This window comes from Prevotella sp. S7-1-8, from assembly GCF_000758925.1.
Lineage (GTDB): Bacteria > Bacteroidota > Bacteroidia > Bacteroidales > Bacteroidaceae > Prevotella.
In genome coordinates this window covers 1-14,957 of the sequence record NZ_JRNC01000092.1, presented here as the reverse complement: position 1 = coordinate 14,957, position 14,957 = coordinate 1, and the positions used below count along the sequence as shown (strand labels likewise).

The following is a 14,957-nucleotide window of genomic DNA, read 5'->3' as shown; positions in this document are numbered from 1 at the left end:
GCCTTCTCCATCATTGGGCATAAATGCTATTATAAGGAGAGCGACATCGCAGAGTTACTGAACGTAAACAATGAATGAATTATGTCGGAGAAAGAAATCATTACACAGCAAGACCCTCAGATGCAGTCGTTTTCACAACTGATGGAAGGAATATTGAAGAAATTGGAGCGGTATTGCGCTACCGCCCGTCCGATGCTGGGCGGAGAGGTTTACCTCACTGGCGAGGAGGTTTGTAGCCAATTACGGCTCAGTACACGCACGCTCCAAGAGTACAGAAACTTAGGAACGCTTCCTTTCTACAAAATCGGAGGGAAGATACTATACAAGCAGAGCGACATACAGACAATGCTTGAAAGGCATTATAATCCAATACCGCAGACAGGTAAGTTATGAGTTAAGTTAAGACATCAGTCGCGACTTAAGTCAAATGGTCAGTTATAACTTTGGTCAAGAAATTAGTTTCGACCTAAGTCAAAATTAACTTTAGTCAAAAATATGTCAGCTCATAAAGTCAGTAAGTCAAGAAATTAGTCTAAACTTATCTCTTGATTTACTTCTTGAACTTTGAACTCTCGTCTATTAAAAGCACCCCAGAAAGGTTACTTTATGGAACATAACAAACTGTCTCTTTCTTTATACAGGCAAGGTGTGTCTTTGTACCACAAACTACCGTTTGTCCCACAAAAAGCCCTTGCCCCGAAAGGGGATTAAATCACTCCAAAGTCGTGATTAGGAAACAAACAAAACAATACAATTATGACCAAATTAGAAATAGCCAATGAGAAACGTTACGGACACCGAAACACTGTAGAAGTTCCACACTGGGACAGATGGGACACCCGTATGCCCGATGTGAAAGACCAACTGCGTGCCATTGACCTGTACAACAAGTCGGGGGCAGTGAGCAAGTCCGATTTTGTGCGTGCCCGAATATTCGGGGAGAGTTTCAAAGTAATCACAGTAGATAAGTCCGCCGTGGAGTATTATCGCAAGCTCTCCGAACTCACAGCCCAAGTACGTAGGATTGGGACAAACTATAATCAAGTAGTACGTCTGATGCACCTTTATACGGCAGAGAAAAGCGTAAAGGCGTTGTTACAGGAACTTATCCTGCTGTCAAAAGAACTCACCGTCTTGCAAGAGCAGACGGTGAGTTTGACAGTTGACTATCGCAAAAAAAAGTAGAACAGCATTACTTCCTGAGGTATTTAAGCATCTGCGTAATACAACGCTTCTTCTGTTCCATATTGGGATGGACATAGAGGTTGAGAGTTGTAGTGATGTTCGAATGCCCGAGCAACACGCTAACCGTCTTATAGTCACAGTTACTTTCGATGCAGCGTGTGGCGAAACTGTGGCGTAGCCCGTGATATTTCAGCCGAGGAATGTTCAAATGCTTCATTAACCGATGATAATAGTTTCGATAGGTTCGTGGCTCAGTAGGCTTTTCTTCGTTGGTCAGCACATAGAAATTAACATTTACTACTTTTTTCAGTGGTTTCACCATAGCCAAAAGTTCTTTGTTCATTGGTATCTCACGGCAAGAGTTCTTGGTCTTTGGTGTGTTTATAACCAGCTCCGTGTGTTTGTGCTCACCTTCTACGATGTAGATACGCTCGATGGTACGGTTTACGGTGATTGTGCCTGTGTCTGTGTTGATGTCGTCCCACATCAAACCGCATACCTCACCAATCCGTAAGCCAGTGGTCAGGCTGATGTAGATGCCAAGGTTGCGAAATGTGAAGTTCTGCCTGATGAAATCGAGTATCTTTTTGTGTTGTGCCACCGTCAGTACTTCTATTTCTCTGTTGCCCCCTGTGATTGGGTACTTGATGTCCCACTCGCAATAGTTCATCCAACCGTTCTTCACTCCAAACTTCATCACCATTCTCAATACGATGAGCATGTCTTTCACTGTTTTAATGCAGAGCCCGGCATTGAGTTTTTGCAACACAAACTCTTGTACAAGTTTCTCACTAAGAACTTCACAATCACCAAACGATGACAGTATATGGTTCTCTAAAATCAACACATAAGCAGCATAGGTGGACTGCTTAACGTAGCGTTGCTTTTCACTTTTCCAAGCCAACGCAATTTCTCTAATAGTTTTTGTTTTCATATTTAATCCTTAATATAGAAAAGATACATAATAATTAGAGAAACGTATTAACGAATGTCCCAAATCTGAGATTCCCTGAGTTTGAGGGGGAGTGGGAGGAAAGTACCATTGAAAAACAATTTGAGTTGTATTCAGGTAATACACCTAGCCGAATAAATAAAGAACTTTTCAATGGAACAATAAACTGGATTTCAAGTGGTGAGTTGAAAGAACATTATATATATTCAACCAAAGAAAGAATATCACAGGAGGCTGCAAATAACCTGAAATTACTTTCTGTTGGCACTTTTGTCATCGCTATTTATGGTTTGGAGGCAGAAGGTGTAAGAGGTACTGGCTCAATTACACAGGAGCCATCAACCATAAGTCAAGCGTGCATGGCATTTACCCCTAAAGGAGAAATTACAAATGAATTTCTTTATTCATGGTACAAAAAACATGGACATGTGATAGGTGTAAAATATGCTCAAGGAACTAAACAACAAAATCTTAGTTATGACATATTAGAGAAATTCAAAATCAGTTATCCAAATGTCAAGGAGCAGGATAAATTGAATCTATTTTTCTCCCTTATTGACAAACGCATCTCTACCCAAAACAAAATCATTGAGAAATTAGAAACCTTAATTAAGGGAATAAGTAATAGACTACTCTATGCTGATAATAGTATGTCTATTCGGATTGGAGAGATGTTAATAGAACGCTCGGAAAGAACAAAGAAAAATAATCAATATGAGATTTTAAGTTCTACTGTGAATGGAATATTTTCACAACGAGACTATTTCTCTAAAGATATAGCAAGTGATAATAATGTAGGGTACAAGATTATTCATCTCCATGATATAGTACTTAGCCCCCAAAATTTATGGATGGGAAATATCAATTTCAATGACAAATTCGATATAGGAATTGTTTCACCCTCCTATAAGGTCTTTTCGATAGCAGATGGTTTTGACAAAAAATATGTTGCTGCTTTACTAAAGACGCATCATGCCTTATACAACTACATGCTGGTATCTGAACAAGGGGCAAGTACTGTTAGAAGAAATTTAAATTATGAAGCTTTTGAACAGTTAGTATTCAAAATACCCTCACTTAATAAGCAACAAGAAATAGGTCATGTTATCTCTTTATTGAAATCTCAATTAGAGAATGCTAATTTGCTTATAAAAACTTACAATTCACAAAAGCAATACTTGCTCCGCCAGATGTTTATATGAACATTTGGCGGAGAAGATATTGCTTTTGTTGTTGATATTGTTTCAGAATTGTCATTTCATTCTGAAGTTTAACATCAAGCAATCTAAATATGTTTGCTATTAGTTCTTGCTCAGCAAGAGATACATCTGGTAACTTATATATGGATCTTATGACACTTGGATGTGCTTTTGTTTGATAGTCAAATACCATAAACGAATGTTGCCATAACAATATCTCGGAGACAAAGCGATAGTTATATTTTGCTTCATTTAATTGCATATAACCGCTGACATTTGTTACATTGAACTTATGTTTGTGCCGATAAAAGAAATTTCCGCCACCGTCTATAGACCAAGTTACAAGTTCGGTATTGAACATATAGGTATTGTTATATCCCATTAAACCTCCGTTTTGTACAGATGAAGAATACACTGGATAACAAAATATATCTGTATGCTCGTGCTTGGGAATAATATTGCCTCGTTTAAGACATATGTCGCCGCTTGCTTCAAGTTCCGATAATAAAAACCATGAACAATTAAGGGTTCTGAATATTAGCCTTCTAACGCAGACCTTTAGTTTCTTTAATTCCTCAATGATTTTGTTTTGAGTAGAAATGCGCTCGTCTATTAACCGAAGTAACGTGGCAATTTTCTTCTGTTCTCCTTTTGAAGGAATACCAATATAACATTCTGAAAAGTTCTTATTGTTAATTGAATATATCTTTGTTCCTTGTGCTATTCTTCTAATTTGATTGTGAAATGCTGTAGAAGAAAAGGCATACCCTTTATATCCGACAATGGTTTTATGCTGGTTGTCTCTTCCATGAATAGTATGCAATCCACAAATCACATCCTTGCCGTTAAGATTATAGAACTCAACAGCTTTAGCCACTTCGTTTGTATCTTCCGAAGCATCAGCAAAAGCAATATCCCCTTCTTGACAAAGCTCATAATTTTTGGGAGTGTTGCCACTCACAATGTTAGGTAATTTGTCATTGTCAAGGTCAACCATTGTTGGCAATCCAACATGTATCAAACCATAATGTAGATTCTGAATAGCATTCGTGCCATATTCTAATTTATCCCAACTAAGTGAGTTTGTTGAATAGAAGTCCAATAACTCCGAAACCTTACATTTCTCCCACTCCCCCTCAAATTCAGGGAATCTCAGATTTGGGACATTAAGTGTCTTTTGTTCGTTATCTATCGTTGTTGTCATTTTTAATCCTTAATTTTAGTTGCCAATCATATCTCAGTTACATGCCAGTTACATGGTCGGTATATGCTCCATACCCCATTATATGAGGGTTTGGGGCTAAATTTGGCACTTATTTGAACCTTCAGTTACATGGTAGTTACATGGCCTATGCCCAATATGGGATATAGTTATGCCTATTACCTCCCTCTGCATTTTCCTCTTTTATCAGTTTCGCTTCCAAAGCATCCTTGATTATCCTTGATGCCATTGGATAATTCTTATCCTCTATGCCCAGGCGTGTGCGAAGAGATTGATTGTTCATCTTTTCATTGGAGACATATTTTAGACAGGCGTGTTGATAACAAGCCCTCACTCTCTCGGACTTATCCAAATCTGCAAATTTCCGATAAGAGAATACCGTTGCAGTGGTTCGGCTTTCATAGAGCTGGAAACGTACTGGTGGTAACTGATACAGTTCCACATAGAATATGGTCTTATCCATACCACTACCTTTTTCCTCACAAATGCCCATTCTGCGCATGATGTCTGCAAGAGTATCGTTTCTTGACAGATATTCATCTATGAAACGCTCCACACTGATAAGGGGTTGCCCTGGGTTGGAAAATTCAATACGATCAGAATAGATTTCAATCATCGGAAAGCCCTGTACAGCAAAATCTTGATGAATAATCATGTTTGCCACCAATTCTCGAATGGATATTTCCGGGTACATACGGGCATCCTTTCTTAAAGCCATGCCTATCTCCTCATTGGCAGGCAGCTGGCTGTTTATCCATGCAACCATTTCTTCAAAGCCTATGGCATAGCCTTTATCGAAAGTCTGTTCACGAATGGTCTCAATCTTATTTTTGCCTTTATAGACAATGACTCTAACCATTTTTCGCTTCAGACTATCGAAATCAGATAGGTGCTTGGCAAACAGAATGGCCCCAAGTTCAGTAATACTGTAGCCAATCTCATCTTTCGTTATCAAATTTTCAGCTAAAAACCTATCCAAAATACCATTTGTATCTTGTGGAAGAGGTAAGTGCATCATGTCAAAATAAGTTTCTGCACTAAGGTAGGAGAAAACGTCTTGACCAGATAATCCATTTTTCAAGACAATCTTTTCCAAAGATTTACGATCGCCTTTCCAAATCTTAGCCTCCTTTGCAGGGAAGTCCTTCAACTTGCGTGTTATTGTGCCGACTCTAACGTATGCTTCATGTAGGAAACTTACAGGGCGATTGATTGTTGCTGGAATTTTGAAGATACAGACATGACCTTTATCCTCATAATTGAAATCGTCAATAATCTCGAAGTCTATACGAGGATTCAAGCGAGTTGATAGCCAAGATTCAAGTTCTTCGTTGCCAACCATTATTTGTTTGCCGTACAAGTCGGTGCCAACAACATCATGACTTTTATCATCAACACCGAATACAATATAGCCAAATGGCATATTACACAAATAGGAACTATTCGACAAGGCTGAGATTCTTTTCCCTATCTCTTCTTTAGAATGAAAATTGTGCTTAAACTCTAACCACTCTGTTTCTTTTGGCTTGGCAGTTAGAGCATCAATCAATTTCTTGAAATCTATATATTCCATATGACTTTATTCTCTTATAGGTTCAAGCAACATTACTAATTCTGACTCGGCAATGTCACACTTTTCAAAAAGGAATCGTAAACAGCGGAGCTTGCTTCTGTTGTCCATAGATGTCCACAAGTATTTTTGTGGAGCAATCTGTGTGCAATATCTTGTATCAGCTTGTTGGGCTGACCAAAAGAAGCCTTCAGCATCATAGAGTGTATCTACAATGTCTGTATATTGTTGTTCAACCATCTTAACCACTCGTAATAGCATTTCCTTCCATGTTGTCTCGGTATATTCGTTGCCAAAAAGACGGAAGCCTTTTAGCTGCCTGTTTGTCGGAGTGAAAGATTCCTCTTCCAGAGACACTTCATCAACAGGCTTAGGCAATGGCTTGAATGTGGTTTGTGGCAATGGATAGAGACGCAAAAATATTGCCACAATTTCATTGCTGCGATTTTGCAACTCAGTTTCAGTCCACTTCTCGCACAAAGTGACATTTTTAGTCAAGCGATACTTGGAATTTCTGTAACCTGGATATATTTCATTTCCGATTGACTTGCCATCACGCTTTATAGCAAAAGGCTTGTTGCTAAGTTCGCTATTGATGCCTGTCAATGTCAGGTTGGCAAATGTGTGAAGGTATTTCTCTTGTATCTCTTCAAAATTATCACCAAGCATTGCTTTCCACTCTCCACTGAGTGTTTGCGGCATAATATGTTCAATAGTGGCATCCTTCTTTTTCATGTCAATAGCTACGTCATTGTATTCACCATGCACAGAATTCTCCAACCTTTCAAAGAGGAAAATTTGGAACGGCTTAAGCATGTGATAGGCATCTCGGGTCTTTATTGATTCCACAAACTGTACATCTCTTGGCAACTGATAGTTGCCATCACGACGCATAATGTGAAAAGTCAATATATCTGAATAAGAATAATCAAGTTCAATATTAGCAGAAGCATATTCTTCAAGACTTTTCAGTACATCCTTATGCAAAGCACAGAACACTTGCGTAAGTGCATTGCCGGGCATATTGCATACAATACGTCTTGCCAAATAGTTTTCCACCAAGTCAATCACTTTGTACACTTCTTCTTCCGAAAGTTCATAGGTAGAGGCATACTTCAAAAATTGAATGAAGAATACATTGGCCACGTCTGTTTCGATATTGCAGATATGACGCATTTTCTCAGAAAGTTTGGCGGTGAAGAGTTTTGCCTCCACCACTTGCTGATAGTAATGTGCATAGTCCAACATTTCAATCAATTCTTCTTTACGGTCATGCCCTTCCATGTACTTCTTCCATTCGTAATAAATATTAGACAAACGAACAGGGCGTTGTAGCTGTTGCTTGATGGTGAGATAATCGCGCAAAAATCTTGTTGGTTGGCTTTCTGTTGCAAGTTCTATCTTTTGCCAATAGTTCTTGAAACACTCCAGTTGTTCTTCTGGTGTCAAGGACATCAGAAGATAATTGCGTATCTTGTCTGCCTCTGTAAGAGCCAATCCAGTAGAGTTAAGACTTTCAAAAATGAGCTGTGCATCATCATCTTGGTCCAATTCTATTGAAATGATTTGCAAGCGTTCGATGGCATCAAGCAATTGGTCAAATGACAATAATTGTGGTCTTCTCGTTAACTTCTCATAGAAATGACGATAATTGCGAGTAATCTTAGAGTCTTCATTAAAAGAGTCCTCATCATTAAAAATCTTGTCGTAGGCAATTCGGTCATTCTCAATAGGGACTAATTTAATTTTACGTTCGGCGTTACAGAACTTAGCATTCAAGAAAACCTCATAAGCTTCTTCAATTCTCTTCTTATCACTTATTTTTATAGCGTCATCTTTCACTGCCTTTATTCCAGCCAAAAGAAGAAGTGAAATGGTGGTCAAACGTTGTTGGCCATCTATTACCAACCTATTGTAGCTATTATTATCGGCAGACGATGTGACGATAGAACCAAAGAAATGAGAATGTCTGTTTAAGCGACTTAGCTTTACCAAGTCGTTAAACAGCTGGTCGCAATTGTCTGTCAACCAATCGTAATTGCGCTGATAGACAGGAATTACAAATTGGATTTTATTGCCTTCTATAAATTCATATAACGGTTTTGCATAGCCTTTCATACTTAGTTCCTTTCGTTTTTATTCAACCAATCCTAACTCTTTCAGATACCCTTCAATTTCCTTGTCAAGGTCGGCACGCTTGGCTTCCAGATCCTTGATTTCCTTCATCACGGCATGGATGTCAATAGGTTCTTCCTCCTCGAAAGTATCAACGTAACGTGGAATATTGAGGTTGTAGTTGTTTTCGGCTATCTCCTCCAAGGTGGCAAGGTGGCTGTATTTCTCAATCTCCTTGCGATCACGGTAGGTGTCAACAATCTTCTGAATATGCTGTGGGCGGAGCTTGTTCTGTGTCTTTATCTTCTCAAAATCCTTGCTGGCATCAATGAAGAGAATACTGTCGTCTTCCTTACGGCATTTCTTAAACACCAGAATACAGGTAGGGATGCTTGTTCCATAGAAGATGTTGGCAGGCAGACCGATGATAGCATTCACATAGTTTTTCTTCTCAATGAGGAAGCGGCGGATTACCCCCTCAGCATTTCCGCGGAAGAGAACACCGTGAGGAGCAACACAAGCCATTGTCCCACCCTCGTTTAAGTGATAAAGCATGTGGAGGATGAACGCATAATCAGCTGTCTTGCGTGGAGCAAGCCGCCCTGCCTTGCTGAAACGGTCATCATTGTTGAACTTATCAGCAGCACTCCACTCTGCTGAGAACGGAGGGTTGGCAACAACGGCATCAAACTGAGTGTCACCAAAAGCATCAGCTTCGAGTGTGTCGCCATTCTCAATACGGAAGTTGCTGAATTTGATGCCATGAAGGAGCATATTCATGCGGGCAAGATTGTAGGTCGTGGGATTCTTCTCCTGTCCGAATATCTCATTAGCATGCCCTATACCTGCTGCACGGAGCAGCAAAGAGCCACTACCACAGGTTGGATCATAAACATTGCGAAGGCGTGCATGGCCGAGGGTTACAATTTCAGCCAAGATACGGCTTACTTCCTGTGGAGTGTAAAACTCACCGGCTTTCTTTCCTGCACCGGCAGCAAACTGGCTAATCATATACTCATAAGCATCGCCAAGAATATCAATCTCTTGTGAAGCCTCTACGCCAAAATCTATGTCATCGAGGGCAAGAAGTACATTACTGACCAATGTATTTTTATCGTCGGATGTCTTTCCCAATTTAGGAGAGGCGAGGTCTATGTCTGAAAACAAACCGCCAAAGTCCTCTTCACTGTCTTGCCCCAGAGTACTATCTTCAATACGCTTCAAAGAACGCTCAAGTATCGGCAGGATATTTTCTTTCTTTTTAATACTCTCAATAACAGATGAGAACAAGAAGTTAGGTTCTATGAAATAGCCAATGTTTTCGATACATTCGGTCTTTACGCTCTCTTGTAGCTCTTCTATATCGGTATCTTTTTCCATTGCCCATAATTCTTTGAAGGTAACATCATCATCCACTAAGGCGTCATTGGCATGTTTTTCAATCTTCTCTGACAGATATTTATAAAAGATAAAGCCTAATGTAAAATACATAAAGTCGCTTGCTGACATATTGCCACGCAATTTATTTGCGACTTCCCAAAGCTGGTCACGGAGTTTCTGTTGTAATTCTTCGCTCATATTGTCATTTCCTTTCTATTTTTAACGTTTCACTAACAAAGACGTTTTCATCCTCTTTATCTGTTATATACTGATGGCAATACATACCTTTCCCCTCATTTAGAATTATAACGCTATTCCATAAGACGGTTTGACTTATTGTAAGCCCTGGGTCTAAACAAAATATTTTCCTAATAACACCTTCTTGCTCTTCATAACCAATGGCAAGTATTGCATGAGCACCACCTTTAAATGTAATTGCAGTAATCAAAGGTAAGTTGTCGTCTATTCCTTTTTTAAGTTCCTCTACATACGAAGCTTGGGCTGATTGAGAAATCGTATATTGCCGAGCTGACGACATAACCTCTTTTGCAAAAGAATGAGACAACTTTTCTTTGATTTCTGAGAAATAGAAGCCATCACGACACAACCCTTCCTTTACAAAAAACTCCTTGAAAAGCCTTCCCTTGGCAGTGTTGCCTTTAAACGATGTATTTAAGTTTGTAACTTGATTACGAGTGAAGACCTTTAGTACTATAAGATTCATCATCATTGAATAAACGGCGCAAGCTCCATCCATATCTCCTTGTTGTAGATGGACTGATTGCCACTTACGGTTATACACACAGACTCCCAAAGCTGTTATATCTAAACCTCTTATTATCTTTATCATTGTTGAATATATTATTCCCAACTGAATGTTCGTATGATAGACTTCAAGCGTTCAAGTATCCTTGTCAATGTTTTGCGTTTTTTTATTAATCCTAAATGCTTTTCTTTCAATGCCTCTTGTATAATTTCTGGTTGTTCCTTTTGCAAGTAGTCATATTCAGACAAGTAATGATTGAGAACAGATACATCCAAACCCTCTTCTTTTGCAAGTTTATCTACTGCGTTGTTCCGCTCAGTCGTGATGTAATTGTTCAATCGTTCTTCAAGCTCGCTTGTACCGTCAAACTTCTGTTTGCGTGCCATAAAGTTATCTCGGTCATCATCGACGTTCTGCTGTATAAAGCCATCAATCAGTTTTGCCTTGTTACGTAACTCAGCATCTTTAATCATCGTATCAATAATATACGTACGTTTTTCCTTATAATCTGCGCTGTAAGGATTAAGATCAGCGATCAGTTCAAGTATGTAAGTTACATTGATAATATCACTATGCAACAATTCTAAACAGAAATCAATATCATCTATACCTGACTCTGTTGAAGTTTCCGTGGACTCTGTATCTTCGTCAGGCGTTTGATTTTCTTCTGAAGGCTTACAGCCACCGGCAAATGTATCGTAAATATCAAGGTATTTGCTTCGGAAGTCCATAAATTGCTGCTCTGTCATACCAAGATCTGCAGTATCTTCTTCAAATTCATCGTAAACCTGAATCTCTGCATGTTTCTTAATGACATCACGGAATGCAAGGATAAACTGCTTTTTATCTTTCTCGCTCTGCAACAAATCTATGCTGCTGGGAGTTGGGTATTGTTCTAAGAAGTTTGTCGTAAGTTCCTGATAATTCTTCTTGACTTCATTAAAAGGCGGACGGACAATATCTTCAAGATTATTGCTGTTACTGAAAAGCTTGATAGAAGCATCCACATTGCTTTTCAAATCACGGAAGCAAACAATCTTGCCAAAACGTTTCTTTTCATTCAGTACACGGTTTGTACGACTGAATGCTTGTAATAATCCATGATAGTCCATATTCTTATCCACATAGAGTGTATTGAGTTTCTTGCTGTCAAAGCCTGTCAAGAACATGCCGACTACCAGACAAAGGTCAAGTGGCTTCATGTCTGTTTTCTTTTTCTTCATACGAAGATTGATGTCATCATAATATGCACGGAAGTTTTCTGTAGTGAAACTTGTACCGAACATGTCATTATAGTCATCCATAATAGCCTGTAACTCATCTGCTTCGCCCGTGCTTTCACTCACATAGCTACCAGTATTCATACCTGTAAGGGCGTCGTCCTGACTGCTGTTAGATGCGTATGTAAACACGGCTCCTATTCTTATTTTGGGATTAAGACTCTTGAATATTTTATAATATCGAATAAGCGTTGACACAGACTGCACGGCAAACAAAGCATCAAACTCGCCATCAAATGTTGATTTATTGAAATTATTAAGGATAAATTTGGCAATTTCCGTCATACGGTTTTGGTTAGCATTATCTACATCGGCATTGCCATGATAATATTCTACGAGGAAACCAAGTACATTTTCATCAGCAATAGCATCCTTTATCAGATACTTGTGGAGGCAATTGCCGAAGATTTCCTTTGTTGTATGACCATCCACAGCATTCTCAACGAAGATAGGTGTACCTGTAAATCCGAAAATCTGTGTATTGTCGAAAAACCTGACGATATTCTTATGGCAATCTCCGAAATGACTGCGATGACACTCATCAAAAATCATCACGATACGAGAATGACGGATTTCTTCAATCCGCCTGCTATACCACTGCTTACTGACAGCGGCATTAAGCTTCTGGATGGTGGTGATGATAATTTTGGAATTACCATGAAGGCGCTTCACAAGTTCATCTGTGTTATCGGTACTGTCAACAGCACCAGGCTCAAATGCCTCATATTCGGACTGCGTCTGTGTGTCAAGGTCGTGCCTGTCAACAACAAACATAACCTTGTCCACATCGTTTAATTCGGCTACAAGCTGGGCAGCCTTAAATGAAGTCAGCGTTTTTCCGGCACCAGTTGTATGCCATATATAGCCATTGTTATTGGAATTTTTTACACGGTCAAGTATCTTCTCAACGGCATAGAACTGGTAAGGACGCAACACCATTAGGCATTTATCTCCTTCGTGCAGTACGATATACTTGCCTATTATCTTGCCTAACGTGCATTTATCAAAGAAGCTGGTGGCGAACTTTTCCAATTCATTGAAAGGTACATTAGCTGCATCTGTCCAATTGAACGTGAATTTGTAGCCACTATTCGGATTGTTGGCAAAATAACGCGTGTTTACTCCGTTGGAGATAACAAACAGCTGCACATAGTCAAACAGTCCATGGAACGAGGTCTTATGATAACGTTGTATCTGGTTGTAAGCCTGTTTCAGCTCTACCCCTCTGCGCTTCAGCTCTATCTGAACCAAAGGTAAACCATTTATAAGTATTGTCACGTCATAACGACACTTCTTTCTTCCTTCAACAGTAATCTGATGGGAAACCTGAAACTCGTTCTGACACCAGTGGGTGCGGTTCAGGAATTCCACCCACAGGCGTTCTCCATCATCCAGTTCAAGTGGAAAGAGGTCACGAAGTTTCTTTGCCTTTTCAAAACGTGTGCCACCCTCAAGATAAATCAAGATTTTATCAAATTCGGCTTCGGTAAACTCGGTACGCCCAATCTCTTCCAGTCTCTTCCTGTTATGTTTCTCAAGTTGACTTTTGAAATTTGTCCGGAGATTTTTCTCTTCTTCAATCTGTACATATTCATAGTTCATTTGCTGAAGAGTAGCAATGAGTCCATTCTCAAGAGCAGCTTCACTTTGTACTGGCATATTTATTGTTCTTTAGTTATTATTTGTTTAACATATAAGGTTATTCTTCGGTTGACCTAAGTAATTCTCTCACGTCAACCTTTAGCACCTTGGCGATTTCAAGAAGGTTCTCAAGGGACGGCTGCACTTTATTGGAGCACCACCGAGAAACGGTATTCTCTGTACGACCTATTTCATTCGCCAGCCATTTGCCAGACAATTGTTTTTCTGCCAAAACAGCTTTAATCCTATTTATCGCCTTTTTCTGTTGATTTATCATTGTATATTGCAGAGTAGGTAAGTACAAAGATACACTTTTAAGGTTGTTTCTCCAACCATATTTAAAAGTAATTGATTTTTCCGTATAAAATTCTTGTTTTAGAATTGTATTTCATCGAAAAACGATTATCTTTGCATTATATAAGGTTAAGTGTTCTTTGAGGCAATGCAGAATAAAGAGCAGGAAAGAAACTCGCTCGTTTCCAACTCGTAACCCTTTTACCCTTTATTCATTCTTATTTTATTGGTTATCTGAAAGATACAGATTTCTTGAATCTTTTGCGGGCGTAGTCCGTGGCGATAAGCATCTTTGCTTTTTCTTCTTTTTGACTCAAGGGTTCTCTGTCCAAAAGGGTTGCATCTCCCGAGCGTGCAAATTCCATCAACTTCTTGATGAATTCCTCTTGTTCTGGTGTGGGCGGTATGTTGTGCAAGATTTCATTCTTTTCGGGTCTGTCTATACCAATGTCTTTGGCGGTACGGAAATCGCAAATCTCCGCATAGAAACTCGCAAGTTCAGGCACTTTAATGAAGGTGCGGAAGCGTTCCTTCTGAATGATTTCATTGGTGATGGAAAACTCGTAGTCTGTACTCTTCTTGGCAAAGACAGCTGCCCACGCGTCAAAGCTGTTGATGCCTTGCTTCTCGAGAGCTTGTGGACGCAAGTATTTGAAGAGGAGATAGAGCTCCGTTAGTGAGTTACTGATTGTCGTTCCACTGAGAAATGTTGCCCCCAAATCCTTACCGGAGCGTTCTTGAATGGTGCGAATGGCAAAGAGCATATTGAGTGCGCGTTGCGAACCATCGGGATTTCCTAAGCCGGACACGCGGTCGTGGCGAGTGTTAAACATGAGGTTTTTGAACTGGTGACTTTCGTCTACAAAGAGGTGGTCTATGCCCATCATCTTAAAATCCACAGCATCATCCTTGCGTTCGGCGATACTGTCTTGTATCTCGTGCAGTTTTACCTCGAGCGTCTGTTTGCGTTTCTCCAAGCCTTTGAGCATCGCTTTGGAAATGTCCTTGCCTTCGTTACGCAAAACCTCTAAATTCTCCTCTATGGAGTCCTTCTCCTTTTGGAAAATGGCTTCTTGCACCTCTAAAGCCTGCGGAATCATTCCGAATTGTTCGTGGGTCAAGATGATACAATCCCAATCATTATTCTTGATGTCGGCAAAGATGCGCTGTCTATTTTGTTTGGTAAAATCATCTTTACCTGGATAGAGTATACGCGCATTGGGGTATGCCTTTCTAAAGGTATCGGCAATATCAAAGACATTGGCTTTGAGTCCTATAATCATGGGCTTGTTGGCTATCCCTAATCGCTTCATTTCATAGGCTGCTGTACACATGATAAGGGTCTTTCCTGCT

12 protein-coding genes and 1 pseudogene are annotated in these 14,957 nt (G+C 39.6%); 4 read left to right on the top strand and 9 right to left on the bottom strand.

What is annotated here, in order from left to right; genetic code table 11:
• The 3 genes and pseudogenes from HMPREF1640_RS12955 to HMPREF1640_RS11475 form a co-directional block, all read left to right on the top strand.
• A pseudogene (locus tag HMPREF1640_RS12955) lies at window positions 1–78 on the top strand (DNA-binding protein); the annotation flags it as partial.
• A gap of 3 nt (window positions 79–81) precedes the next feature.
• Complete coding sequence (locus HMPREF1640_RS11480) at window positions 82–393, top strand: helix-turn-helix domain-containing protein (RefSeq protein WP_036894965.1); 312 nt, start codon at window positions 82–84, stop codon at window positions 391–393.
• Between the two features lie 363 nt (window positions 394–756).
• Window positions 757–1,185, top strand: a complete 429-nt coding sequence (locus tag HMPREF1640_RS11475; protein ID WP_036894963.1) for a hypothetical protein — start codon at window positions 757–759, stop codon at window positions 1,183–1,185.
• 7 nt (window positions 1,186–1,192) lie between these two features.
• Here HMPREF1640_RS11475 and HMPREF1640_RS11470 read toward each other — a convergent pair whose 3' ends face one another.
• On the bottom strand, window positions 1,193–2,119 hold the full coding sequence (locus HMPREF1640_RS11470) for a site-specific integrase (protein WP_036894961.1): 927 nt from the start codon (window positions 2,117–2,119) through the stop codon (window positions 1,193–1,195).
• 65 nt (window positions 2,120–2,184) lie between these two features.
• On the opposite strand from HMPREF1640_RS11470, the gene HMPREF1640_RS12950 reads away from it, so the two are divergent.
• Complete coding sequence (locus HMPREF1640_RS12950) at window positions 2,185–3,339, top strand: restriction endonuclease subunit S (protein WP_081935367.1); 1,155 nt, start codon at window positions 2,185–2,187, stop codon at window positions 3,337–3,339.
• Here HMPREF1640_RS12950 and HMPREF1640_RS11455 read toward each other — a convergent pair.
• From HMPREF1640_RS11455 to HMPREF1640_RS11420, 8 genes are all read right to left on the bottom strand, one after another.
• A complete protein-coding gene (locus HMPREF1640_RS11455) occupies window positions 3,332–4,540 on the bottom strand; it encodes a restriction endonuclease subunit S (RefSeq protein ID WP_052051827.1) in 1,209 nt (402 codons plus the stop codon). The two genes, HMPREF1640_RS12950 and HMPREF1640_RS11455, sit on opposite strands and share 8 nt — an antisense overlap.
• A 145-nt stretch (window positions 4,541–4,685) precedes the next feature.
• Window positions 4,686–6,131: an RNA-binding domain-containing protein gene (locus HMPREF1640_RS11450; protein ID WP_036894959.1), complete on the bottom strand. Its 1,446-nt coding sequence runs from the start codon at window positions 6,129–6,131 to the stop codon at window positions 4,686–4,688.
• Between the two features lie 6 nt (window positions 6,132–6,137).
• Complete coding sequence (locus HMPREF1640_RS11445) at window positions 6,138–8,246, bottom strand: DUF262 domain-containing protein (RefSeq protein WP_036894958.1); 2,109 nt, start codon at window positions 8,244–8,246, stop codon at window positions 6,138–6,140.
• 18 nt (window positions 8,247–8,264) lie between these two features.
• Window positions 8,265–9,821 carry a type I restriction-modification system subunit M gene (locus tag HMPREF1640_RS11440; RefSeq protein ID WP_036894956.1) on the bottom strand — a complete coding sequence of 519 codons (1,557 nt, stop codon included), beginning with the start codon at window positions 9,819–9,821 and terminating at the stop codon, window positions 8,265–8,267.
• 4 nt (window positions 9,822–9,825) lie between these two features.
• The gene (locus HMPREF1640_RS11435) at window positions 9,826–10,473 is read right to left on the bottom strand and encodes a hypothetical protein (protein ID WP_036894954.1); all 648 of its coding nucleotides are present in this window, start codon (window positions 10,471–10,473) and stop codon (window positions 9,826–9,828) included.
• Between the two features lie 11 nt (window positions 10,474–10,484).
• Window positions 10,485–13,328: a type I restriction endonuclease subunit R gene (locus tag HMPREF1640_RS11430; RefSeq protein WP_036894952.1), complete on the bottom strand. Its 2,844-nt coding sequence runs from the start codon at window positions 13,326–13,328 to the stop codon at window positions 10,485–10,487.
• 40 nt (window positions 13,329–13,368) lie between these two features.
• Window positions 13,369–13,587 (bottom strand): helix-turn-helix domain-containing protein, encoded by a 219-nt coding sequence (locus HMPREF1640_RS11425; RefSeq protein ID WP_023057853.1) that lies wholly within the window; start codon window positions 13,585–13,587, stop codon window positions 13,369–13,371.
• A 247-nt stretch (window positions 13,588–13,834) separates the two neighbouring features.
• On the bottom strand, window positions 13,835–14,957 hold a 1,123-nt coding region (locus tag HMPREF1640_RS11420; RefSeq protein ID WP_231565912.1), incomplete at its 5' end, for an SNF2-related protein.